Source organism: Streptococcus mitis, assembly GCF_047459985.1.
Classification (GTDB): domain Bacteria; phylum Bacillota; class Bacilli; order Lactobacillales; family Streptococcaceae; genus Streptococcus; species Streptococcus mitis_DZ.
The window spans coordinates 74,407-98,678 of record NZ_JASHHD010000001.1 but is presented as its reverse complement, the minus strand read 5'-3'; the positions used below and the strand labels follow the sequence as shown (position 1 = coordinate 98,678).

The 24,272-nt window shown below is 39.7% G+C and carries 20 protein-coding genes and 1 pseudogene; all 21 read left to right on the top strand.

Annotated elements, in window-relative coordinates:
* Nucleotides 1-25 precede the first annotated feature (25 nt).
* Complete coding sequence (gene greA / locus QM959_RS00455) at nt 26-508, top strand: transcription elongation factor GreA (RefSeq protein ID WP_000818750.1); 483 nt, start codon at nt 26-28, stop codon at nt 506-508.
* A gap of 186 nt (nt 509-694) precedes the next feature.
* Entirely contained in the window at nt 695-2,056 is a 1,362-nt protein-coding gene (locus tag QM959_RS00450) for an amino acid permease (protein WP_414370680.1), read from the top strand.
* Between the two features lie 1,111 nt (nt 2,057-3,167).
* Entirely contained in the window at nt 3,168-3,980 is an 813-nt protein-coding gene (locus QM959_RS00445) for an HAD family hydrolase (RefSeq protein ID WP_414370679.1), read from the top strand.
* 28 nt (nt 3,981-4,008) lie between these two features.
* Nucleotides 4,009-4,940: pseudogene (locus QM959_RS00440) on the top strand (LacI family DNA-binding transcriptional regulator).
* Nucleotides 4,941-5,527: 587 nt separating this feature from the next.
* The gene (locus tag QM959_RS00435) at nt 5,528-5,737 is read left to right on the top strand and encodes a helix-turn-helix transcriptional regulator (protein ID WP_000240379.1); all 210 of its coding nucleotides are present in this window, start codon (nt 5,528-5,530) and stop codon (nt 5,735-5,737) included.
* Nucleotides 5,727-6,215, top strand: coding sequence for a DUF6773 family protein (locus QM959_RS00430; RefSeq protein WP_414370677.1), 489 nt, complete (start codon nt 5,727-5,729; stop codon nt 6,213-6,215). Before QM959_RS00435 ends, QM959_RS00430 begins: the two co-directional genes overlap by 11 nt.
* 116 nt (nt 6,216-6,331) lie before the next feature.
* A complete protein-coding gene (locus tag QM959_RS00425; RefSeq protein ID WP_414370676.1) occupies nt 6,332-7,792 on the top strand; it encodes a nicotinate phosphoribosyltransferase in 1,461 nt (486 codons plus the stop codon).
* Nucleotides 7,789-8,613 (top strand): ammonia-dependent NAD(+) synthetase, encoded by an 825-nt coding sequence (gene nadE / locus QM959_RS00420; protein ID WP_414370674.1) that lies wholly within the window; start codon nt 7,789-7,791, stop codon nt 8,611-8,613. Before QM959_RS00425 ends, nadE begins: the two co-directional genes overlap by 4 nt.
* A 204-nt stretch (nt 8,614-8,817) precedes the next feature.
* Nucleotides 8,818-9,369: a GNAT family N-acetyltransferase gene (locus QM959_RS00415; RefSeq protein WP_414370672.1), complete on the top strand. Its 552-nt coding sequence runs from the start codon at nt 8,818-8,820 to the stop codon at nt 9,367-9,369.
* Nucleotides 9,370-9,532: 163 nt separating this feature from the next.
* Nucleotides 9,533-10,243 (top strand): thiol-disulfide oxidoreductase-associated membrane protein CcdA2, encoded by a 711-nt coding sequence (gene ccdA2, locus QM959_RS00410; protein ID WP_414370670.1) that lies wholly within the window; start codon nt 9,533-9,535, stop codon nt 10,241-10,243.
* A gap of 13 nt (nt 10,244-10,256) precedes the next feature.
* Nucleotides 10,257-10,820: a redoxin family protein gene (locus tag QM959_RS00405; RefSeq protein ID WP_414370668.1), complete on the top strand. Its 564-nt coding sequence runs from the start codon at nt 10,257-10,259 to the stop codon at nt 10,818-10,820.
* A 9-nt stretch (nt 10,821-10,829) separates the two neighbouring features.
* On the top strand, nt 10,830-11,942 hold the full coding sequence (gene msrB, locus QM959_RS00400; protein ID WP_414370666.1) for a peptide-methionine (R)-S-oxide reductase MsrB: 1,113 nt from the start codon (nt 10,830-10,832) through the stop codon (nt 11,940-11,942).
* Between the two features lie 70 nt (nt 11,943-12,012).
* Nucleotides 12,013-12,750 (top strand): response regulator, encoded by a 738-nt coding sequence (locus QM959_RS00395; protein WP_414370664.1) that lies wholly within the window; start codon nt 12,013-12,015, stop codon nt 12,748-12,750.
* Nucleotides 12,747-14,438 (top strand): cache domain-containing sensor histidine kinase, encoded by a 1,692-nt coding sequence (locus QM959_RS00390; protein WP_414370663.1) that lies wholly within the window; start codon nt 12,747-12,749, stop codon nt 14,436-14,438. The genes QM959_RS00395 and QM959_RS00390 overlap by 4 nt, the downstream gene beginning before the upstream one ends.
* Before the next feature lie 114 nt (nt 14,439-14,552).
* Entirely contained in the window at nt 14,553-15,116 is a 564-nt protein-coding gene (locus QM959_RS00385; protein ID WP_247934531.1) for a TIGR01440 family protein, read from the top strand.
* Between the two features lie 2 nt (nt 15,117-15,118).
* The gene (locus tag QM959_RS00380; protein WP_414370661.1) at nt 15,119-20,866 is read left to right on the top strand and encodes a ZmpA/ZmpB/ZmpC family metallo-endopeptidase; all 5,748 of its coding nucleotides are present in this window, start codon (nt 15,119-15,121) and stop codon (nt 20,864-20,866) included.
* Nucleotides 20,867-21,033: 167 nt separating this feature from the next.
* Nucleotides 21,034-21,594 (top strand): TlpA family protein disulfide reductase, encoded by a 561-nt coding sequence (locus QM959_RS00375; protein WP_414370953.1) that lies wholly within the window; start codon nt 21,034-21,036, stop codon nt 21,592-21,594.
* Between the two features lie 9 nt (nt 21,595-21,603).
* Entirely contained in the window at nt 21,604-22,719 is a 1,116-nt protein-coding gene (gene msrB / locus QM959_RS00370; RefSeq protein ID WP_414370659.1) for a peptide-methionine (R)-S-oxide reductase MsrB, read from the top strand.
* 279 nt (nt 22,720-22,998) lie between these two features.
* A complete protein-coding gene (locus QM959_RS00365) occupies nt 22,999-23,490 on the top strand; it encodes a hypothetical protein (protein ID WP_247934529.1) in 492 nt (163 codons plus the stop codon).
* A 67-nt stretch (nt 23,491-23,557) separates the two neighbouring features.
* Nucleotides 23,558-24,034 (top strand): DUF2975 domain-containing protein, encoded by a 477-nt coding sequence (locus tag QM959_RS00360; protein ID WP_414370657.1) that lies wholly within the window; start codon nt 23,558-23,560, stop codon nt 24,032-24,034.
* Nucleotides 24,035-24,051: 17 nt separating this feature from the next.
* Nucleotides 24,052-24,255, top strand: a complete 204-nt coding sequence (locus QM959_RS00355; protein WP_004252288.1) for a helix-turn-helix domain-containing protein — start codon at nt 24,052-24,054, stop codon at nt 24,253-24,255.
* Nucleotides 24,256-24,272: the final 17 nt, after the last annotated feature.

Genomic DNA, 24,272 nt, shown 5'->3' with positions numbered 1-24,272 from the left:
ATCAATTAGAAGAAAGTTGAGAAAAATGGCAGAAAAAACATATCCTATGACCCTTGCGGAAAAGGAAAAACTTGAAAAAGAATTAGAAGAATTGAAATTGGTTCGCCGTCCAGAAGTGGTAGAACGCATTAAGATTGCCCGTTCATACGGTGACCTTTCTGAAAACAGTGAATATGAAGCAGCTAAGGATGAACAAGCCTTTGTCGAAGGACAAATCTCTAGCTTGGAAACAAAAATCCGTTATGCTGAAATCGTCAATAGCGACTCAGTTGCCCAAGACGAAGTAGCGATTGGTAAAACAGTCACTATCCAAGAAATTGGTGAGGACGAAGAAGAAGTTTATATTATCGTAGGTTCAGCGGGTGCGGATGCCTTTGCAGGTAAAGTTTCAAATGAAAGCCCAATTGGACAAGCTTTGATTGGCAAGAAAACAGGTGACACAGCAACTATTGAAACACCTGTTGGTAGCTATGATGTAAAAATCTTGAAGGTTGAAAAAACAGCCTAAAAACAGAAAAAAGGAGTGGGGAGGCAGTGCGCTTCACTCACTCCTTTTTCCATTTTGCTACTCTTCGAAAATCAAATTCAAACCACGTCAGCGTCGCCTTGCCGTACTCAAGTACAGCCTGCGGCTAGCTTCCTAGTTTGCTCTTTGGTTTTCATTGAGTATAAATTAAATTGAATTGGAGACTATATGAGTTCAAAGAAGAAAAACAAGATGGAGCGTGGTCTGACCAATCGTCATGTGCAGGTTATGGCTATTGCGGGAACAATCGGAACAGGACTCTTTTTGGGAGCGGGTCGCTCCATTAGCCTAACAGGTCCTTCCATTGTACTGATTTATATGATTACAGGGGCTTTTATGTTCCTCATGATGCGTGCGGTGGGGGAAATGCTCTACCAAGACCCTGAGCAACATACCTTTATCAACTTTATCACGCGCCATTTGGGTAAAGGCTGGGGATATTTCTCAGTATGGTCTTACTGGCTATCCGTTGTCTTTATTGGTATGGCTGAAATTACAGCTATCTCTCACTATGTTCAGTTCTGGTTTCCTAGTTGGCCAAGTTGGATGATTGAGATTGGGTTTTTAACCATTCTAGCCTTAGTCAATCTGATTGCGGTGAAGCTTTTTGGGGAAGTTGAGTTTTGGTTTGCTATGGTCAAGATTGTGGCTATTTTAGCCATGATTGCAACAGGTGTCTTTATGGTCTTGACAGGTTTTAAGACATCTCATGGAGTAGCAAGTTTGGCTAATATTGCTGACAATTTCTCCCTCTTCCCAAATGGTGGAGTGAACTTTATTATGGCCTTCCAGATGGTATTCTTTGCCTATCTCATGATTGAGTTTATCGGGGTAACAACTTCAGAAACCAAAAATCCACGTCAGGTCTTGCCTAAAGCTGTTAAGGAAATTCCTCTACGAATCGTCTTTTTCTATGGTGGAGCTCTCTTAGCCATTATGTCTATTATTCCTTGGCGTGAACTTGCATCAGCTGATTCTCCCTTTGTTACGGTGTTTGAATTGGCAGGTATCAAGTGGGCAGCAGCCTTGATTAACTTCGTCGTTTTGACGTCAGCAGCATCAGCTCTGAACTCAACCCTTTACTCAACAGGACGTCATTTGTACCAGATTGCCCATGATTCGCCAAATCGCTTCCTCAAAGCAATTAAAGCAGATACTCTTTCTCGCCACAATGTGCCACAAAATGCCATCATCGCTTCAACAATCTTGATTGCCCTAGCAGCTTTTATTAATGTCTTGCCAGGTGTTTCCGATGCCTTTGCCTTGATTACGGCATCATCATCAGGTGTCTATATTGCCATTTATATCTTGATTATGCTGGCTCACCTTAAATATCGCAAGTCACCAGACTTTATGGCGGATGGCTATCTTATGCCTCATTATCGTTTCTTAAATCCTTTAACCATGCTCTTCTTTGCCTTTGTCTTTGTAACCCTCTTTTTACAAGAGTCTACCTTTGTAGGAGCAATCGGTTCAGCTATCTGGATTATCGGTTTTGGGATTTACAGCCAGTGGAAATTTAGAAAATAGATTAAGGACTCATCAACTCAGGTTGGTGGGTTTTTGCTTTAAAATTAGGTCAAAAAGTACCAGAGTCAAAGTGACCTCGGTGCTTTGAAGTTAATACTCTTCGAAAATCTCTTCAAACCACGTCAGCTTCGCCTTGCCGTACTCAAGTACAGCTTGCGGCTAGCTTCCTAGTTTGCTCTTTGATCGTCATTGAGTATTAATAATAGTTTGATTGAAGTGTCTTCTAATACTCATATCAAACTATTATCAAAAGTACATCATCATTGTGCAATAGTATATAATTTATTCAAACTGGATGAAGAGCTTATTACAGACATCATATTTTCAGAAAAAAGAATTATCCGTATGTTATTCAATTTTACTTTGCTAGTTTTTACGATACGAATTTTTCAGATACCATGGTTGAATATATGGAGTCATATACCGACCCCAAAAATGCTAAAATTGAAGCGCCATTGACATCTTATACTCTTCGAAAATCAAATTCAAACCACGTCAACGTCGCCTTGCCGTACTCAAGTACAGCCTGCGGCTAGTTTCCTAGTTTGCTCTTTGATTTTCATTGAGTATTACTTTTAGGATAGGGTAAAATCACTTCCTGATGACATCATCAAGCGCGAATATGCCAGACGACTATTACATGACATTAATCTGTTAGTACAAGACGATATAGTTAAACAATGGATACAAGGCAACTATCCCAAGTTTCATTATCATGAGGATTCTGTACTTGTGAAATTTGTACAAAAGCTAGGTTTACTGATTGATGATGAAATCGGTAAATGATATTTTTCTCTGCTTGAAGAAAATCCGACTATAGTTGAGTTGGACACGGGGCTGATCCAAAAGATCTAAATTTTAACAAAGTGTATATGAGAATTCATAGACGCAGTGGTTTATTGATATCTAAATTCGCTTTATAAAAGCTTTTTAGATATCTAATAAACTGTGCGGGGGTGACTCTGAAAAATCGATTTCTACGAAATCACGATTTTTGAGTCACTCCCTAAAATACTTAGAAATTTTTAAAATAAAATATATTTTTCACTTGACATGGAACGTGTTCCAGTTGATATCATTAACTCATAATAAGAAAATGAGGTAATTTTTTATGAATATCAAGCGTGTTTTTTTAGATATGGACGGCACATTATTGAATAGTCAAGGTGAGGTTAGTTTAACCAATGCTGAACTCATTCGAAATGCTGGACTGCCAGTGACTCTAGTTTCAGCTCGTGCACCTATGGAAATGCGTGAAGCGATTGAAACCCTCGGTTTGAAGGGATTACAAATAGGGTTTAACGGCGGTCTCATTTATGAAATGAGAGATGGTAACGTCAAACCAATCCGTGTACAGCCCCTAGCTCAAAATGAAGTTCAAGATTTATTGACCTATATACGCAAGCAATTTCCAACGGTTAGCATGTCTTATTATGACCTTAATAATTGGTACTGTGATAGAATAGATGAAGGTATTCGTTATGAACATAACCTAACTCACCAACAGCCAACTGTTATCACAGATGAGGCTCAGTTTCTTAAAGCAACCATCAATATTTTTAAAATAATGCTGATTTCTTTTAGTGAATCCGAGGTGCAAACGCTTGAATCGACTTTGCGTAATCTTGATATGAATCATATCACTATAAAACGTTCTGGAAAAGCCTATCTAGAGATTACGCATGCTAAAGCTAAGAAATCTATCGGCATTGACTACATTTTTGAGAAAGAAAAACTAAGGAAAGAAGAAACAGCAGCATTTGGTGACGGACACAATGACCTACCGATGTTTGAACGAGTTGCTTATCCGATTGTCATGGAAAATGCTTTGGATGACATCAAGACAGTTGCCTACCGAATTACAAAATCTAACGATGAAGATGGTGTCGGCTATGGTATGAAGGCATTTTTGAAAAAAAGTTAAATGATTTTATAGTAGTGGAGGGAACATTATGGTAAGCATTCGAGAAATTGCAAAGAAAGCAGGTGTTGCTGTGTCGACAGTATCTCGTGTTCTCAATGACCATCCCCATGTGGCAACTGCTACTCGGACTAAGGTCAAAAACATTATAGACGAACTAGGATATGTTCCAAACCAAGTCGCACGTGACCTTAGTCGTGGCAAGACTTACAAGATAGGCGTTGTCATCCCTCATACGAGGCACCCCTATTTTACCCAACTAATCAATGGACTCTTAGATAGTGCCAAAAGCAGTGACTATCAGCTTCTCTTTATGCCATCAAACTACCAAGAAAACTTGGAAAAAGACTACTTAGAACAATTACGACGCCAGGCAGTCGATGGCTTAATTTTTACCTCTAGAGCTATTCCTCTATCTGAAATTGAAGCCTATCGCCAATATGGACCGATTGTCTTGACAGAACCTTTATCAGAAGCTAGCACGCTCTCTTCGGTTTATATTGACCGGACACCAGCCTATCTTTCACTTTTTCAATACCTAAAGGATAGAAATTTTTATGAAATAGCACTCCTTTTTTCTAGAAATAACAAAACTTCTGCTACCTATCAGGAAGCTATTAAATCCTACCAAGCAATCTATGGAGACAGGACAACTGTAACTTTTGGTAACATTGATAGCTATCATGACGGTTATGAGATAGGTAAAATCTTAGTAAATAATTCTAAAATACAAGCGGTTCTAGCTACTAGCGACGACATTGCCGCTGGAATCAAACAAGCCTATACCGATCTCAAAAAAACTGCCCTCTCCTCATTGGTCAGGAAAATCAATTGACAAGTCAATTCTTAGGAATCATAACCATCGACCACAAGGCATACCAACTAGGACAAATGCTCTTTCAAAAAGCTTTGACAGACGAGACAGAGCAAATCCATTATTCCTCCGAGGTTATCTGGAGATAAAGATTTTGGTAAATTTAAATATAGAAATTTAGAGGGTTTATACTCAATGAAAATCAAAAAGCAAACTAGAAAGCTAGCCGCAAGCTGTACTTGAGTACGGTAAGGCGAAGCTGACGTGGTTTGAAGAGATTTTCGAAGAGTATTATCAATCAAGGAATAACTTCAAGTTCCTATTAAGAGATTTGGTAACATTCTCAAATTAAAATAAAACCACCTCATATTTGAGATGGGGGGACTAGTCTATTTTATGGTGTTAATTTTATCCAAATTGATGGATATAATGCTGGATATAATGCTGGATATGGGCAATGTTTAAGGAGATTTTCGATCAGGACCAGTTAGAACCTAGAAATTGTGTCTTTATAGACGATATTGAGGACAATTCAACATTAGATGTGAAATCCTACGATGCTGTAGATGTTTTGAAAAAAATTGAATAAGCAGAAAACTCTCTATCTTTTTGTGGCAGAGAGTTTTTTGTTAATAAAATATTACAAAATGATATATATATATTGCATTAAGTTAGATATATGATATAATAATGTTAAAAAGAGGCGCAACTTTTTAAAACTATAAGGAGGACGAAGGTGGTTAAAAATTTAAAATTAAAATTAGCTCGGGTAGAGCTTGATTTAACTCAAGGTCAACTAGCAGATGCTGTCGGGGTGACGCGCCAGACTATTGGTTTGATAGAGGCTGGAAAATACAATCCCAGTCTCTCGCTCTGCCAGTCCATTTGCAGATGTTTAGGGAAAACGCTGGATCAATTATTTTGGGAGGAAGAAGATGAAAAATAAATTTTTTTATTATCAATTATTGGATGAAAGAGAAGAACAACTGATGAATAAAGCAGGAGCTGAAAGTTTCTATATCTCTATAGCTTTCTTGCTTTTATCTTATATGATTACAGTATTAGCACCAAGTCTTTTTAATCCGAGAATGATTCTCATCATTATCATTATTGGAACTTCTTACTTTTTCGGCCGTGCTCGAGATTTGGGTGTGAACTACTATAGTCGTTTTCATTTTACAATTATAGGGTGTTTGCTGGTAACTCTCGCTATTACGACTCTCTTGATGTTGCAAAATTATCAATTCAACATAGAAATTTACCAACACAATCCTTTGAACGTTAAATACTTGTCTGCTTGGGTGATTACTTATCTGATTTACCTTCCTTGGGTTTTTATCGGCAATCTCGGCCTTAAAAGTTATGGCGAATGGGCTCAGAAAAAGTTTGAACAAGACATGGATGAACTGGAGAGTGGAGAATAGCTTGTTACTCTTTTCTCAATCCAGCTAAAATGTGATATAATAGTACTAATTTATTGGAATACATGAAAGTTCTTGAAAATTTTCATGGATTTCTAGCTAAGGAAGTAGGAAAAGTTATGTATCCAGATGATAGTTTGACATTGCACACGGACTTGTACCAGATCAACATGATGCAGGTTTACTTTGACCAAGGGATTCACAATAAGAAGGCGATTTTTGAGGTTTATTTCCGCCAACAGCCTTTTAAGAACGGCTATGCGGTTTTTGCTGGTTTGGAAAGAATTGTGAACTATCTTGAAGATTTGCGTTTTTCAGATAGTGATATTGCCTATTTGGAGTCGCTTGGTTATCATGGGGCATTCTTGGACTACCTCCGCAATTTCAAGTTGGAGTTGACCGTTCGTTCTGCCCAAGAAGGGGACTTGGTTTTTGCTAATGAACCGATTGTGCAAGTTGAAGGCCCTCTAGCTCAATGTCAATTGGTTGAAACGGCTCTTTTGAACATCGTCAACTACCAGACCTTGGTGGCGACTAAGGCAGCTCGTATTCGTTCAGTTATCGAAGATGAGCCTTTGATGGAGTTTGGAACACGTCGGGCGCAAGAGATGGATGCGGCTATCTGGGGAACACGCGCAGCGGTGATTGGTGGCGCCAATGGCACTAGCAACGTGCGTGCTGGTAAACTCTTTGACATTCCTGTCTTGGGGACTCACGCCCATTCCTTGGTACAGGTTTATGGTAACGACTATGAGGCTTTCAAGGCTTATGCTTCGACTCATAAAAATTGTGTCTTTCTTGTGGACACCTATGACACTCTTCGCATCGGTGTTCCAGCTGCTATTCAGGTGGCGCGTGAGTTGGGTGACCAGATTAACTTTATGGGTGTGCGGATTGACTCTGGGGATATTGCCTACATTTCCAAGAAAGTCCGTCAGCAATTGGACGAGGCTGGTTTTACAGAGGCTAAGATTTATGCTTCAAATGACTTAGATGAAAATACCATTCTCAACCTCAAGATGCAAAAGGCCAAGATTGATGTCTGGGGTGTGGGAACTAAGCTGATTACAGCCTATGACCAGCCAGCTCTTGGGGCAGTTTATAAAATTGTTGCTATTGAAGATGAAAGTGGTCAGATGCACAACACCATTAAACTCTCTAGCAATGCTGAAAAAGTTTCAACTCCAGGTAAGAAACAAGTTTGGCGCATTACCAGTCGTGAAAAAGGAAAATCTGAAGGTGATTATATTACCTATGACGGCGTTGATGTGTCAAGTATGACTGAACTCAAGATGTTCCATCCAACCTATACTTACATCAAGAAAACGGTTCGTAATTTTGATGCTGTTCCTCTCCTGGTTGATATTTTTAAGGATGGTAAACTGGTCTATGACTTGCCAACTCTGCCTGAGATTCAGGCCTATGCTCGCAAGGAGTTTGATAAGCTTTGGGATGAATACAAACGTGTTCTGAACCCACAACATTATCCAGTGGACTTGGCGCGTGATATTTGGCAAGATAAGATGGACTTGATTGACAAGATGCGTAAGGCAGCTCTAGGTGAAGGAGAAGAAGAATGAGTTTGCAAGAGACCATTATCCAGCAATTAGGTGTTAAACCTGTTATCGATTCTCAAGAAGAAATCCGTCGTTCAATTGACTTTCTAAAAAGATATTTGAAGAAACATCCCTTTCTTAAAAGTTTTGTATTAGGAATTTCTGGTGGTCAAGACTCGACTTTAGCTGGTCGCCTTGCCCAACTAGCTATGGAAGAAATGCGAGCAGAAACTGGAGATGACAGCTACAAATTTATCGCTGTTCGCCTACCTTATGGAGTCCAAGCTGACGAAGACGACGCACAAAAAGCCCTCGCTTTCATCCAGCCAGATATCAGCTTGGTAGTTAATATCAAGGAATCAGCTGATGCTATGACAGCTGCGGTTGAAGCGACAGGTAGCCCTGTTTCAGACTTCAACAAGGGAAATATCAAGGCTCGTAGCCGTATGATTGCTCAGTATGCCCTTGCTGGTGCCCATAGTGGAGCGGTTATTGGGACAGACCATGCTGCGGAAAATATAACAGGTTTCTTTACCAAGTTTGGTGACGGTGGTGCGGATATTCTCCCTCTTTACCGCCTCAATAAACGCCAAGGAAAACAACTCTTGAAGGAACTTGGTGCAGACCCAGCCCTTTATGAAAAAATCCCAACAGCAGACCTAGAAGAAGACAAACCAGGCCTAGCTGACGAAGTAGCCCTCGGAGTCACTTATGAAGAGATTGATGACTACCTAGAAGGCAAAACAATCAGCCCAGAAGCGCAAACAAGAATCGAAAACTGGTGGCACAAAGGCCAACACAAACGCCACCTACCCATCACCGTATTTGATGACTTTTGGGAGTGAAAACCTCCAGTGGAGGTTTTCACTCCGAGCATGGAAACAGGTAAGCGAGGAAGGTCCGAGGGACCTTTTTAGCCTCTCACCTTGAAATAAGAAAACGAGGAAGGTCCAGTGGACCTTTTTAGCTTATTGTCTTGAGATTAGGAGGCAAAACAAGTTTCAATGGATATTGGACAGAAATCATATGTCAGAAAGCGAGGCAGCATCATGAAAGCAATTGGTACGAAAATGTTACAGACAGAACGTTTAACCTTGAGAAGATTTGTGGAGAGTGATGCGGAAGCCATGTTTCAGAATTGGGCTTCGACTGCTGAGAATCTAACCTACGTCACTTGGGATCCCCATCCTGATGTCGAGGTGACTCGGAACTCGATTCGAAATTGGGTTGCCTCCTATGCTAATCCCAACTATTACAAGTGGGCCATTTGCCTCAAAGAAAACTCAGAGCAAGTGATAGGAGATATCAGCATCGTTGCAATAGATGAGAACGATTCTTCTTGTGAAATTGGGTATATTTTAGGAAAAAACTATTGGGGTTGTGGTATGATGACGGAGGCCTTGAAAGCTGTCTTGGACTTTTGTTTTACTCAAGCAGGTTTTCAAAAGACCAGAGCTCGTTACGCCAGTCTCAACCCAGCTTCAGGTCGTGTCATGGAGAAGGCTAGAATGTCCTATCTAAAGACTATTACCAATGGTGTAGAGAGAAAAGGTTATCTTGCGGACCTTATTTATTATCAGATAAGTAGAGAAGAGGAGTGAATTTTCTTTTCTGCTTTCATCGAAGTCAGACTGTGTCTGGCTTTTTTTTGCCAGATTTCTAAATAACCTGATTAAATTCCTATTTTTCCCTATCATTGTCCCTGTTTTTTCTGGAGTTTTGGGGCTATAATAGTCCTATCAAATCAAAGAATGGAGGAAGGCAATGGATACGATTATCTTTTTTATCAGTGTTTTTCTTGCTGGAATTCTTTCCTTCTTTTCTCCTTGTATCTTACCCTTGTTACCGGTCTATGCAGGGGTCTTGTTGGATGATAAAGATGGTGCTCAGGCTTCTAGTGACAAATTTTCAATCTCAGTTGTCAGTTTATTGCGAACTTTGGCCTTTATATCGGGGCTTTCCTTTATCTTTATTTTGCTAGGATATGGGGCTGGCTTCCTTGGAGGGGTATTAAACGCTTCCTGGTTTCAGTATGTGACGGGTGCGGTTATCATTCTCTTAGGCTTGCACCAGATGGAAGTCTTGCAGTTGAATGGACTCTACAAGGAAAGAAGGCTACAATTACAGAGACAGGGGCAAAAGGGTAAGGGCTATAGTCAGGCATTTTTACTGGGATTGACCTTTAGTTTTGCTTGGACGCCATGTGTGGGACCTGTTCTGGGCTCTGTTTTAGCCTTGGCGGCTTCAGGTGGCTCAGGTGCTTTGCAGGGAGCTGGTCTCATGTTAATCTATACGCTGGGTTTGGCACTACCATTTTTGGTTCTAGCTCTTGCTTCCAGCTATGTTTTGAAACATTTCCGAAAACTACATCCCTACCTCGGAACCCTCAAAAAAGTAGGTGGGTTCCTCATTATCGTGATGGGAATTTTGGTCCTTTTGGGAAATGCTTCCATTTTGACTACATTATTTGAATAGAGAGGAAAAAGAAATGAAAAAATGGCAAACATGTCTCCTTGGAGTCGGCTCAATCTGTTGCTTGGCAGCCTGTTCGGCTAAAAATATGTCAGATGACTCTACTATGAAGGAGCAAACAAAAACAGAACAAGTCAGTGCGCAAACTGCGACTAAAGGTCAGGCAGTCGCTGATTTTGAACTGACAGGGGTAGATGGTAAGAACTACCGCTTGTCTGATTACAAGGGCAAGAAAGTCTATCTCAAATTTTGGGCTTCTTGGTGTTCTATCTGTCTAGCCAGCCTTCCAGATACGAATGAAATTGCTAAAGATGCTGGTGATGACTATGTTGTCTTGACAGTGGTGTCTCCTGGACACAAGGGAGAACAAGCAGAAGCAGAATTTAAGAACTGGTACAAGGGCTTGGATTATAAAAATATTCCAGTTCTAATTGATCCATCAGGTAAACTTTTGGAAAGTTATGGTATTCGTTCTTACCCAACTCAAGCCTTTATAGACAAGGAAGGCAAGCTGATCAAAACGCAACCAGGTTTTATGGATAAGGATATGATTTTAAAAACATTGAAAGAAATGGGGTAGAGAAAGGTCATGAATGATAAAGTAAAATTGTTTGTCTTGGCAGGGATTTTTTTCCTAGCCATAACCGGTTTCTATTTTCTATTGATGCGAAATGCAGGGCAGACAGATAGCTCGCAAATTGAGAAAGCAGCAGTTAGCCAAGGAGGAAAAACAGTGAAAAAAACAGAAGTTAGTAGAGATGCAGACTTGCACGAAATTTATCTGGCTGGGGGATGTTTCTGGGGAGTTGAGGAATATTTCTCACGCGTTCCCGGTGTGACAGATGCTGTATCAGGCTATGCAAATGGTAGAGGGGAAACAACCAAGTACGAATTGATTAACCAAACAGGTCATGCGGAGACTGTTCATGTTACCTATGATGCCAAGCAAATTTCCCTCAAGGAAATCCTGCTTCACTATTTCCGCATTATCAATCCAACCAGCAAAAATAAACAAGGAAATGATGTGGGAACCCAGTACCGTACTGGTGTTTATTACACAGATGACAAGGATTTAGAGGTGATTAACCAAGTCTTTGATGAGGTGGCTAAGAAATACGATCAACCTCTAGCAGTTGAAAAGGAAGACTTGAAGAATTTTGTAGTGGCAGAGGATTACCACCAAGACTATCTAAAGAAAAATCCAAATGGCTACTGCCATATCAATGTCAATCAGGCGGCCTATCCCGTCATTGATGCCAGCAAATACCCCAAACCAAGTGATGAAGAATTGAAAAAGACCCTGTCACCTGAGGAGTATGCAGTCACCCAGAAAAATCAAACAGAACGAGCTTTTTCAAATCGCTATTGGGATAAATTTGAATCCGGTATCTATGTGGATGTGGCAACTGGCGAACCCCTCTTTTCATCAAAGGACAAGTTTGAGTCTGGTTGTGGCTGGCCTAGTTTTACCCAACCCATCAGTCCAGATGTTGCGACTTACAAGGAAGATAAGTCCTACAATATGACACGCATGGAAGTGCGGAGCCGAGTTGGAGATTCTCACCTTGGCCATGTCTTTACGGATGGACCACAGGACAAGGGTGGCTTGCGCTACTGTATCAATAGTCTCTCTATCCGCTTTATTCCTAAAGACCAAATGGAAGAAAAAGGCTATGCTTATTTACTAGATTATGTTGATTAAGAGGCCTTTCCTAAGCAGTTAGAGGAGAATTTTGCTATACTGATACTAGTAAGTGATAAAGGAGCAGAGCATGACCTACACAATCTTAATCGTAGAAGATGAATATCTGGTAAGACAAGGCTTGACCAAGCTGGTCAATGTAGCAGCCTACGATATGGAAATCATCGGTCAGGCTGAAAATGGAAGGCAGGCTTGGGAGCTGATTCAAAAGCAGGTGCCAGACATTGTTTTAACTGATATCAACATGCCTCAGCTAAATGGCATCCAGTTGGCCAGTCTGGTTAGAGAAACCTATCCTCAGGCTCATTTGGTCTTTTTAACTGGCTACGATGATTTTGATTATGCCTTGTCTGCTGTTAAACTCGGTGTAGATGACTACCTGCTCAAGCCCTTTTCCCGTCAGGACATTGAGGAGATGTTGGGGAAAATCAAGCAAAAACTAGACAAGGAAGAAAAGGAAGAGCAGTTACAAGATTTATTGACCGATAAGTTTGAGGGAAACCTGGCTCAGAAAATCCAGTCCCATCTGGCTGATAGCCAATTTAGTTTAAAGTCTTTGGCCAGTGACTTGGGCTTTAGTCCGACTTATCTGAGCTCCTTGATTAAGAAAGAGTTGGGCCTGCCTTTTCAGGATTATCTGGTAAGAGAGCGTGTCAAACAAGCCAAACTCTTGCTTCTGACCACAGATTTAAAGATTTATGAGATAGCCGAAAAGGTTGGATTTGAAGATATGAACTACTTTACCCAACGTTTTAAACAGATTGCAGGTGTGACACCTCGTCAGTTTAAGAAGGGAGAAGGTCGATGAAGCGTTCTTCTCTCCTAGTCAGAATGGTTATTTCCATCTTTCTAGTCTTTCTCATTCTCCTAGCTTTGGTTGGGACTTTCTACTATCAATCGAGTTCTTCAGCCATTGAGGCTACCATTGAGGGCAATAGTCAAACAACTATCAGTCAGACTAGCCACTTTATCCAGTCTTATATCAAAAAATTAGAAACCACCTCGACCAGTTTGACCCAGCAGACGGATGTCCTAGCCTATGCTGAGAATCCCAGTCAAGACAGAGTAAAGGGAATCCGAAATCTGTTTTTGACTATCTTGAAGGCAGACCAGGACTTGAAAACTGTTGTGCTGGTGACCAAATCTGGTCAGATTATTTCTACAGATGACAGTGTGCAGATGAAAACTTCCTCTGATATGATGGCTGAGGATTGGTACCAAAAGGCTATTCATCAGGGAGCCATGCCAGTTTTGACCCCAGCTCGCAAATCGGACAGTCAGTGGGTCATTTCTGTCACTCAAGAACTTGTTGATGCAAAGGGAGCCAATCTGGGCGTGCTTCGTTTGGATATTTCTTATGAAACTCTGGAAGCCTATCTAAATCAACTCCAGTTGGGGCAGCAGGGCTTTGCCTTTATCATCAATGAAAACCATGAATTTGTTTACCATCCTAAACACACAGTTTATAGTTCGTCTAGCGAAATGGAGTCCATGAAACCCTACATTGAGACAGGGCAGGGTTATACTCCAGACCACCAATCCTACGTCAGTCAAGAAAAGATTGCTGGAACTGATTGGACAGTGCTTGGCGTGTCTTCACTGGAGAAATTAGACCAGGTTCGGAGTCAACTCATGTGGACCTTGCTTGGGGCTAGTGTTACATCACTTTTTGCCTGTCTTTGCTTGGTGTGGTTCAGTCTCAAGCGATGGATTGCTCCTTTGAAGGACTTGAGAGAAACCATGCTGGAAATTGCTTCTGGTAATCAGAATCTTCGTGCCAAGGAAGCGGGTGCTTATGAACTGAGAGAGGTGACTCACCAGTTCAATGCTATGTTGGATCAGATTGATCAGCTGCTGGCTGATATTCGCAGGCAGGAAGAAACGACCCGTCAGTACCAACTTCAAGCCCTATCGAGCCAGATTAATCCCCATTTCCTCTATAACACTCTGGACACCATCATCTGGATGGCTGAATTTCAGGACAGTCAGCGAGTGGTTCAGGTGACCAAGTCCTTGGCTACCTATTTCCGCTTGGCGCTCAATCAAGGCAAGGACTTGATTTGTCTGTCTGACGAAATCAATCATGTTCGCCAGTACCTCTTTATCCAGAAACAACGTTATGGAGATAAGCTGGAATATGAGATTGATGAAAACCCTGCCTTTGATAATTTAGTCTTGCCTAAGCTGGTCCTACAACCCCTTGTAGAGAATGCTCTTTACCATGGCATCAAGGAGAAGGAAGGTCAGGGGCATATTAGAGTCTCTGTCCAGAAACAGTATTCAGGATTGGTCATCCGTATTGAGGATGATGGAGTTGGCTTCCAAGATGCTAGCGATAGTAGTCAAAGTCAACTCAAACGTGGAGGAGTTGGTCTTCAAAATATTGAACAGAGGCTCAAACTTCATTTTGGAGACAATTACCAGATGAAGATTGATTCTACGCCCCAAAAAGGGACGAAAGTGGAAATATACATAAATAGAATAGAAATTAGCTAACTCCCAGTCAATTGTGGGAGTTTTATGCGTAATTGGGCAAGCATTCTAGGCTGTCTATCTTGCTAAAACGTAGAAAAAACGATATGATAGATAATGACAAAAGAGGTATCAAGTATGAAGGAAAAAGACATTCAAAGAGACACAAGTCAGATTGTAAAAGATGTATTAGAAAAGGCCAATTTGAAGCAAGGATCTATCTTTGTTTTGGGCCTTTCTTCTAGTGAAGTAATAGGTGGTCAGATTGGCAAGGAATCCAGCCAAGAAATTGGGGAAATCATTGTGAAGACTATCCTAGATATCCTAGAGGAAAAAGGAATTTATCTAGCCGTTCAAGGTTGTGAACATGTCAATCGGGCCCTCGTTGTTGAACGTCAGGTTGCAGAGCAGTTTGATTTGGAAATGGTCAGCGTCCTTCCTACTCTCCATGCAGGAGGTTCTGGTCAGTTGGCAGCCTTCAAGTTTATGCAAGATCCGGTTGAGGTTGAATTTATAAAGGCTCATGCTGGATTGGATATCGGAGACACTGCAATTGGTATGCATGTCAAGCATGTTCAGGTTCCAATTCGTCCTCTTTTGAGAGAGATTGGTCATGCTCACGTAACGGCACTCGCTAGCCGTCCAAAATTAATTGGAGGTGCGCGTGCGCATTATCCACAAGATTCTATCAGAAAGTCGTGAGAATGAAAAAAACAAAACAACAACTAGAAAAAATCACCAAATATTCAATTCGTAAACTAACTGTTGGGGTAGGTCCTGTAGCCATCGGGGCCTTCCTTTTTGGTGCTAGTACCCTTTCAGTAGATAAGGTGCATGCCAATGAAGTTGGTGGTACTCATAACGTTCATTACCGTTATTTAGCAGAGCAGGAATTGACCGAATCTGAAAAAGCCCTGATTCACCATGAGGTTCCTACAGAATTTCAAGATGATGATATTATTTATGTAGTTTATCGCAAGAAGGCAACTAACAGTCAACAGCTTCCTTACACAGGAAGTAAAGAATTAGCCTTGGCAGGCCTTGGCTTGGCAACAGCCTCGCTAGCAGTCTTTTTGGTGTCTAAAAAAGGTCGTAAAGAGGTTCTAGGTGTTCTCTTGATTGGTTCTTTAGGAGCTAGCACTTTTGTACCTTATGGGACATTTGCATTTGAAAATAAAGAATTGCTTTCTTATAACCAAACTATTTCGGCCTCTACCCATGAAGGCTTGGCTGAAGGGATTATCCACATTGATGGTTATGAATACATTGGCTACTTTAAGGAAGCAGAACTCCATCCATTAAGACCAGCTTCAGCTGAGAAGCCTCAGTCACCAGTAGAAAAGCAAAGTTCAAAAGAAATCGAGAAGACAGAAGTAGTTCAAGAAACACCGACTGTCACTCCCCAACCTGTTGCTGAAAAACCTGTGGAACAAACTCCAGTACCAACGCATCAAGTAGCTAAAGGAACCCAAGAGGCAGGTAAAGAGGGTCAATCCCTCACCCATCCAGAATTACCAGAAGCTCCAGTCGCAGTTAAAGGAACTCAAGAAGAAGGTAAAGAGGGTCAATCCCTAACCCAGCCAGAATTGCCAGAAGCTCCAATCGCAGTTAAAGGAACTCAAGAGGCAGGCAAGGAAGGTCAAGCTTTAACGCAAGCTGAATTACCAGAAGCTCCAGTCGCAGTTAAAGGAACTCAAGAGGAAGGCAAGGAAGGTCAAGCTTTAACACAAGTTGAATTACCAGAAGCTCCAGTCGCAGTTAAAGGAACACAAGAAGAAGGCAAAGAAGGTCAAGCTCTAACACAACCAGAATTACCAGAAGCCCAAGTAGATGTAAAAGGTACACAAGAGGAAGGTAAGGAAGGCCAAGCCCTTGTACAAGATCAGTTACCTGAGTACAAAGTAACTGAGGGAACCATTGTTGAAACATTAACTACAGACTTAGACTACAAAACTGAAACGACTGAGGACCCAACCAAGTACACGGACGAAGAAACTGTCCTACGAAATGGTGAAAAAGGAAGTCAAGTTACTAGAACAACTTATAAAACATTAGAAGGTGTTAAAACTGACCAAGTTCTTTTAACTAGCACAGAAGTTACCAAGGAACCTGTAAACCAAGAGGTAAGTCGTGGGACAAAACCAATTGCAGGAACTCTTGTAGAAGAAAGTCTTGAAAAGATTCCATTTAAGGAAGTTATTAAAGAAGATGATCAACTGAAAAAAGGCGTAGAAGTTGTAGCTCAAGAAGGTAAAGAAGGTCAGAAAAAAATTACCAAGACCTTTAATACCATCAAAGGAGTTAAAACAGAAGACGCTCCAAAAGTTACAGAGGAAATCATCGAGGCACCTCAAGACCGAATTTTGAAACGTGGTACTAAGACCTTTGAAAAACCAGTATTGACCATCACTGCAGTTGAACCTAAGGATTTGAAACGTACTTCAGATGTTAAATACAGCTTGGAAAATCCAAGCAAGGCGGCCATTAAATCTATCACTCTAACTCTGAAAAAAGGTGATGAGATTGTGAAAACATTGAGTGTTTCACCTGACAACTTGACAGCTAGCCTGACAGATTTGCAATACTACAAAGATTATAAGATTGAAACTAAGATGGTTTATGATCGTGGTGAAGGTGATGAGGAAGTAGTTCTGAATGAAGAACCACTGCGACTTGATCTCAAAAAAGTTGAAGTCAAAAACATCAAGGAAACCAGTCTTATCAGTGTTGATGACCAAGGTGTAGAAACTGATAATAGTCTCTTGTCAGCAAAACCATCAGATGTTAAACCATATTACTTGAAAGTGATAACTCATGATAACAAGGTGACAAAACTTGCTGTTGATAAGATTGAAGAAGTCACAGTTGATGGTAAAGCCTTGTTCAAAGTCACTGCGAAAGCACCAGACCTAGTCCAACGTAATGCAGATAATCAGTTTGCAGAGGAATATGTCCATTACTTTGCTAAACCAAAAGCTCATGAAGGTGATGTTTATTACGATTTCAGTGATCTTGTAAAAGCCATGCAGGACAATCCTACTGGTACCTTTAAGCTTGGTAGCAGTATGAATGCAAGTAACGTGCAACCAGCTGGCAAGTCTTATGTAACCAATGCCTTTAAAGGTTCATTAGGAAGCACTGATGGTAATAAATTTGCTATTCATAATATCACTAGACCATTATTTGGAAACATTGAAGGTGGTACTGTTAAGAATCTCTTGCTTGAAAATGTCAACATTGACATGCCTGGATTTGATCGAGTAGCACCAATCGCAGGTGTTATCAAAAATAATGCAACTGTCGAAAATGTTAAAGTAACAGGTAATGTTATCGGGGGCAACGATGTAGCTGGTATTATCAATAAAATTGATGGTAGTGGTAAGGTAAGTAATGTTGCCTTTATTGGTAAAATTCACGCTGCTGGAAACAAAGGTTGGTACTTAGCAGGTGTTCTAGGTGAAAACTGGAAAGGTATCGTAGAAAAAGCTTACGTTGATGCTGAAATTACTGGTAATAAAGCAAAAGCTGCAGGATTAGTTTATTCTTCTCAAAATGGTGGAGATAACAATACACTAGGTAGAGAAGGTGTCCTCAGAAATTCAGTTGCTAAAGGTTCTATCGAGCTGAAAGAAGCCGTTCAATCAGGTGGCTTACTCGGTACTAACTGGGCCTTGGGTGCTATTGAAGGCAACATCACTATGATGAAAGTTAAGACTGGGGAAATGGTGTTCGGTCACTCTGACATTGATGCTGATGATTACTTCACCTATTCAAGAACAAAACGTAATTTCAGTGTTGAGGGTGTAAGTGAGGGGAATAAATCATACAACAATTCTCGTAAGATTCCTAGCATCTCACAAGAAGAAGCTGACAAGAAGATTGAAGCGATGGGAATCACTGCTGATAAGTTTGAAAGCACGAAACCTGTTGAAGACAAACTCAATAACATTGTTAACAAAGCCGATCAATACAAAACAATCACTGGCTACGACGCCTCTCGTGAACTTGCCTACCGTAATATCGAAAAATTACAACCATTCTACAACAAAGAATGGATCGTAGACCAAGGGAACAAACTTGCTGCAGGTAGTCCTCTCTTGACCAAGGAAGTCTTGTCTGTTACTGCTATGAAGGGCAACGCCTTTGTGACAGAATTGGCTGATGCTGACCATATTATGGTTCATTATGGGGATAAGACCAAAGACATCTTTACTGTTTCGCTGAAAGAATCTAAGGTCAAACAAGTGAAAGAGTACAGCATTGCTGAACTTGGAGAAGTTGTTTATACACCTAATATCGTTGACAAAGACCGTAGTGATCTTATCAATGCTATCGTTGAAAAATTAAGCCCAGTCGAATTGCAATCTGACCCGATTTATCAACATTTGGGTAGAACTGGTGGTAACAAAGTCAATGCAATTAAGGACTTGTACCTAGAAGAAAGCTTCAAGTATGTGAAAGATAATCTTACTCAATTCGTTACGAAGTTAGTAGAAAATGAAGATCACCAGCTTAACACTGATGAAGCTGCAAAACGTGCTTTGATTAAGAAAATTGATGACAATAAGGCTGCAGTTCTTCTTGGTTTGTCTTACCTAAACCGTTACTACGGAGTTAAATTCGATGACTTTAATATTAAAGAGTTAATGCTATTTAAACCGGACTTTTACGGTAAGAATGTTAGTGTGTTAGACTTCTTGATTAAGGTTGGTTCTAAAGAAAGTAACATTAAAGGTGATAGAACTTTAGAAGCTTATCGCGAAACGATCGGTGGAGTTATCGGTATAGGCGAGTTAAATAGTTTCTTAGACTATAATATGCGTCTATTCACAAAAGACACAGACTTAAATGATTGGTTCATAAAAGCTACTAAAGATAATGTATATATCGTTGAACCAAAAACAACAACTCCAGAGTTTGCTGATAAGAAACACAGAGCATACGAAGGATTAAACAACGACATGCATGGTAAGATGATTCTGCCACTTCTTAACTTAAAAGATGCTCACATGTTCTTAATCTCAACATATAATACTATGGCTTACAGTTCATTTGAGAAATATGGTAAGAACACAGCAGCAGAGCGTGAAGCATTCAAGAAAGAAATCGATAAAGTAGCAAAAGCTCAACAAAATTATCTAGACTTCTGGTCTCGTTTATCATTAGATAAAGTTCGTAACCAACTGCTTAAGAGCAACAACATGGTACCAACACCAGTACTAGATAACCAAAACTATCCAGAAGGTACTGACAAATACGGTCACACTAATAGCGGTAAAGATGTCGCTCCAGTTCGTGAATTGTACGGACCAACAGGTCGTTACCATGCTACTGACTGGCGTATGGGAGCTGTAGCTCGTATCTACGGTAATCCTTATAAGGATGATTCAGTCTTCTTCATGGTTACCAATATGATTAGTGACTTTGGTATCTCTGCATTTACTCATGAAACGACTCACGTAAATGACCGTATGGTTTACTTAGGTGGTTCTAGACACCGTGAAGGAACTGACTTAGAAGCATTCGCACAAGGTATGTTACAATCACCTGCTGAAACAAGTCCAAACGGTGACTTTAAAGCACTAGGGTTGAACATGGCATACGAACGTCCAAACGACGGAAATCAATGGTACAACACAAATCCAAATGACCTCACTTCTCGTGCTGAAATCGATCATTACATGAAAGGTTTCAATGATACGCTCATGCTTCTGGATTACCTTGAAGGAGAGGCTGTCCTCGATAAAGCAAATCAAGATTTAAACAACGCTTGGTTCAAGAAAGTAGACAGACAGTACCGAGGAAACAATACAAAGAATCAATTCGATAAGGTTCGACCTTTAAGTGATGCTGAAAAGACTATTCCTTTGCATACAGTAAATGATCTCATTACCAACAACTTTATGACCAATCGTGGACCTGGAAATGGAGTCTATAATCCATCCGACTTTGGTTCAGCCTATGTTACTGTACCGATGATGACGGGTATCTATGGTGGAAATACCAGTCAAGGTGCTCCTGGAGCTATGTCATTCAAACATAATACTTTTAGAATCTGGGGTTACTATGGCTACGAAAAAGGCTTCCTAAACTATGCTTCTAACATGCTAAAAGCTGAATCTAAAAAAGCTGGTAAAGATACTCTAGGTGATGACTTCATCATTAACAAGATTTCTGAAGGAAAATTCAACAATCTTGAAGATTGGAAGAAAGCTTATTTCAAAGAAGTTGTGACAAGTGCCAAAAATGGAATTCAATCTATTGAAATTGATGGTAAAACATACAATAGCTATGAAGACTTGAAACGCGCATTTGCTGAAGCAGTTGATAAAGATAAGGCTACTCTAAATAACGGATCTGTTAAATTTGACAATACCGTTGCTTTGAAAGAAAAAGTCTTCAAGAAACTTCTTCAACAAACAGATAGTTTTAAAACTTCTATCTTTAAATAATCAATTGGCTCTCACCTGTTCAGCAGGTGGGAGTTTTTTGTGCCCAAAAAGATGCCTTATTTTCCAAGCAGATTTCAAGTATTTTTAGTATGGTAGGTATATAATAGAGCTAAAATACAATATCTATATTCATATGATGAAAGAAAAAGGTGATTAAAATGATAAAGATAAAAAAATGGCAAGCATTTGTATTGGTCTGCGCTAGTCTGGTCTGTCTATCGGCTTGTAACAATCAGATGGAGAGTCAAGCTGATAAGCAAAATGGAGACAAAAATGCACAAGTTAGCTCTCAAACTGCAAAAAAAGGAGAAGAAGTTCCAGATTTTGAGCTTACGGGAGTTGATGGGAAAACCTATCGCCTATCAGATTATAAAGGCAAAAAGGTCTATCTAAAATTTTGGGCTTCTTGGTGTTCTGTCTGTCTAGCTAGTTTACCTGATACCGATGAACTTGCAAAAGAAGCTGGCGATGACTTTGTAATCTTGACAGTTGTTTCTCCTGGTCAAAAAGGAGAACAAGCTGAAGAGTCCTTCAAAAAATGGTATCAGGGCTTGGACTATAAAAGTCTCCCTGTCCTTCTAGACCCTTCGGGAAAACTCTTAGCAAGTTACGGAGTCCGTTCTTATCCGACCCAGGCCTTTATCGATAAAGAAGGCAAACTAGTTAAGACCCAGCCAGGCTTTATGGATAAGGAAACTATTTTAGAGACCTTAAAGAGTATAGATTAGAGGCTCATCATGAATGATAAATTAAAAATAATTGTATTCATAGGAATCATCATTTGCGTTATTATCGGACTTTTATTTCTTTGGGAAAAAAGAAGCGCAAGCTACACTGATACTTCTCAAATCGAGAGAGCAGCAGTTAGTCAGGGACAAAATGTTAAGTCTAAAACTGTGCCAGATAAAGATGCTGACTTACATGAAATATATCTAGCGGGAGGCTGTTTCTGGGGAGTTGAAGAGTATTTTTCAAGAGTAGCAGGTGTGACAGATGCTGTTTCTGGCTATGCGAATGGCAGAGGAGAAACAACCCAGTATGAATTGATCGGCCAAACTGGGCATGCTGAGACTGTTCATGTGACCTACGATGCCAATCAAATTTCTTTAAAAGAAATCTTGCTCCATTATTTCCGAATTATCAATCCAATTAGTAAGAATAAGCAAGGAAATGATGTGGGGACTCAGTACAGAACGGGAGTCTACTATAAGGACGAGCAGGACCTAGAAGTCATCAATCAAGTCTTTGAGCAAGTTGCTCAAAAGTATGACCAGCCTCTAGCGGTTGAAAAGGAAGCCTTAAGAAATTTTATCGTGGCTGAGGACTATCACCAAGATTATCTCCAGAAAAATCCCAATGGATATTGCCATATCAATGTCAATCAAGCAGCCTATCCGGTCATTGATGCGAGTAAATATCCAAAACCGAGTGACGATGAATTGAAAAAACTCCTCTCTCCTGAAGAGTATGCAGTGACTCAAAATAGTCAAACAGAACGGGCCTTTTCAAATCGTTACTGGGATAAGTTTGAAGCAGGAATTTATGTGGATGTGGCAACTGGAGAACCACTCTTTTCTTCGAAAGATAAATTTGAATCGGGATGTGGTTGGCTAAGTTTTACCCAGCCTATCAGTCCAGATGTAGCGACCTATAAGGAAGACAAGTCTTATAATATGGTCAGAACAGAAGTCAGAAGCCGAACTGGTGATTCCCACTTAGGACATGTCTTTACAGATGGACATAAGGACAAGGGAGGGCTACGATATTGTATCAATAGCCTTTCCATTCGTTTTATTCCTAGAGATCAAATGGAAGAAAAAGGTTATGGGTATTTGTTAGATTATGTAGAGTGAACTTGATATTATTTAAAAAGAGTTTACTAGAAAAATGTTTTAATTCATATTTGATTTTTTAGAAGTCTTGACTTTAATATTTGAAGTGTAATTACTCTCAAATAAATATATTTTTAAATAAAAGAAAAAAATTATCAAAAAACGATAAAAAAGTGTTGCATCTCAAAAAAATTATGTTATACTAGATATATCGAAAAACAATAATAAGTTTTCGACTAGTAACAAAAAGAGCTCATTTGTTGCTAAAACTAAAAATATTTTATAAAAGAGGAAATCATCATGAAAAAAACTACATCAACTAAAATCGTAAACTTCGCTAAATCACTTGTTACATTGGGTTCTAATTTGGGAATCTTTACCCTCAGTTTCCTTAGTATCGCTTCCTTAGTTCTTCTACTTGGTCAATTTGATATCAGCCAACTAATGCCCGAAGGTGGAGAGGTAACAAGGTCAGGCTACGAAGCGTGGGGAGGGGTTAATGCCTTTGTTCTAACCTTTGTTGCTGGTAATACACTTCTGACTTATGGCCTTATCAAATTAAAACAGTTTGCTAAGAACTTTAAAGAAAGTGATCTTTTTGAAAATACAACCATTTCATTCTTGAAAAAGGGTGCAGTTTTAATGACTGTAGTAGGAGCAATCCAAGGTATTACAGAACTAATTTTGAATCCTGCCCACATCATTTTTAACTTCTCGATTGCAGCATTTTTGTTTCTTGCTAGCTTGGTGCTTACTTCAATCAAAAATCAATTTTCAGATAAAGTAGCATAATACATGTACGTAACACTTACTAATATTGTATAATATAGTAGAGATTAGAAACGAGGTTTTGAAATTAATGTCTAAGAAAAATTCCTACTTACCATTTGCTTTAGGTTTTATTAATATCCTACTTTTTATCTTGGGAGTGTCTTTAGTTATATCCATCCTTTTAACAATTTTCAATGTAACTGAGATTAGCCTATTTAACCTTGGGACTATTTCCTTAAAACCTGATACGGTGAATACTTCAATACTAGTGAGTGCTTTGTCCTTTATCAATAGCTTTATCATTCTGTTTGTACTATTCTGTGTTAGACAGTTCTTCCAAAATATTATTCATGAACAGATTTTTACAAGTCATAATGTCAAACTTGCTAATCGTATTTCTCTTTCTCTCTTTATTGCCTCATTTCTAGGAGATGGTATTTTGACACTCAATGGTTATTCATTTCTGAATATAACTTTCATGGTTACTGCTCTCGTTGTTTGGACAATTGGTAAAGTCCTTGAAAAAGCAAACGAAATTGCAGAAGAAAATGAGTTTACAATATAGAGAAAGGAGACTATTCTATGATTGTTATTAATCTAGATGTCGAATTAGCAAAGAAAAAAATGCGTTCAGGAGATTTAGCAGAACGTGTAGGTATTACTCCCGCAAATCTTTCGATATTGAAAACAGGTAAGGCCAAAGCTATACGTTTTTCAACACTAGAAGCCATCTGCAAAGAACTAGGATGCCAACCTGGTGATATATTGGAGTATGTGCCAGATTAAAAAGTGGTTCAGCGAAT

Coding starts and splice junctions, on each gene's coding strand:
- greA (WP_000818750.1), top strand. CDS start 26: ATGGCAGAAAAAACATATCCTATGACCCTTGCGGAAAAGGAAAAACTT.
- QM959_RS00450 (WP_414370680.1), top strand. CDS start 695: ATGAGTTCAAAGAAGAAAAACAAGATGGAGCGTGGTCTGACCAATCGT.
- QM959_RS00445 (WP_414370679.1), top strand. CDS start 3,168: ATGAATATCAAGCGTGTTTTTTTAGATATGGACGGCACATTATTGAAT.
- QM959_RS00430 (WP_414370677.1), top strand. CDS start 5,727: ATGAAAAATAAATTTTTTTATTATCAATTATTGGATGAAAGAGAAGAA.
- QM959_RS00425 (WP_414370676.1), top strand. CDS start 6,332: ATGTATCCAGATGATAGTTTGACATTGCACACGGACTTGTACCAGATC.
- nadE (WP_414370674.1), top strand. CDS start 7,789: ATGAGTTTGCAAGAGACCATTATCCAGCAATTAGGTGTTAAACCTGTT.
- QM959_RS00415 (WP_414370672.1), top strand. CDS start 8,818: ATGAAAGCAATTGGTACGAAAATGTTACAGACAGAACGTTTAACCTTG.
- ccdA2 (WP_414370670.1), top strand. CDS start 9,533: ATGGATACGATTATCTTTTTTATCAGTGTTTTTCTTGCTGGAATTCTT.
- QM959_RS00405 (WP_414370668.1), top strand. CDS start 10,257: ATGAAAAAATGGCAAACATGTCTCCTTGGAGTCGGCTCAATCTGTTGC.
- msrB (WP_414370666.1), top strand. CDS start 10,830: ATGAATGATAAAGTAAAATTGTTTGTCTTGGCAGGGATTTTTTTCCTA.
- QM959_RS00395 (WP_414370664.1), top strand. CDS start 12,013: ATGACCTACACAATCTTAATCGTAGAAGATGAATATCTGGTAAGACAA.
- QM959_RS00390 (WP_414370663.1), top strand. CDS start 12,747: ATGAAGCGTTCTTCTCTCCTAGTCAGAATGGTTATTTCCATCTTTCTA.
- QM959_RS00385 (WP_247934531.1), top strand. CDS start 14,553: ATGAAGGAAAAAGACATTCAAAGAGACACAAGTCAGATTGTAAAAGAT.
- QM959_RS00380 (WP_414370661.1), top strand. CDS start 15,119: ATGAAAAAAACAAAACAACAACTAGAAAAAATCACCAAATATTCAATT.
- msrB (WP_414370659.1), top strand. CDS start 21,604: ATGAATGATAAATTAAAAATAATTGTATTCATAGGAATCATCATTTGC.
- QM959_RS00365 (WP_247934529.1), top strand. CDS start 22,999: ATGAAAAAAACTACATCAACTAAAATCGTAAACTTCGCTAAATCACTT.
- QM959_RS00360 (WP_414370657.1), top strand. CDS start 23,558: ATGTCTAAGAAAAATTCCTACTTACCATTTGCTTTAGGTTTTATTAAT.
- QM959_RS00355 (WP_004252288.1), top strand. CDS start 24,052: ATGATTGTTATTAATCTAGATGTCGAATTAGCAAAGAAAAAAATGCGT.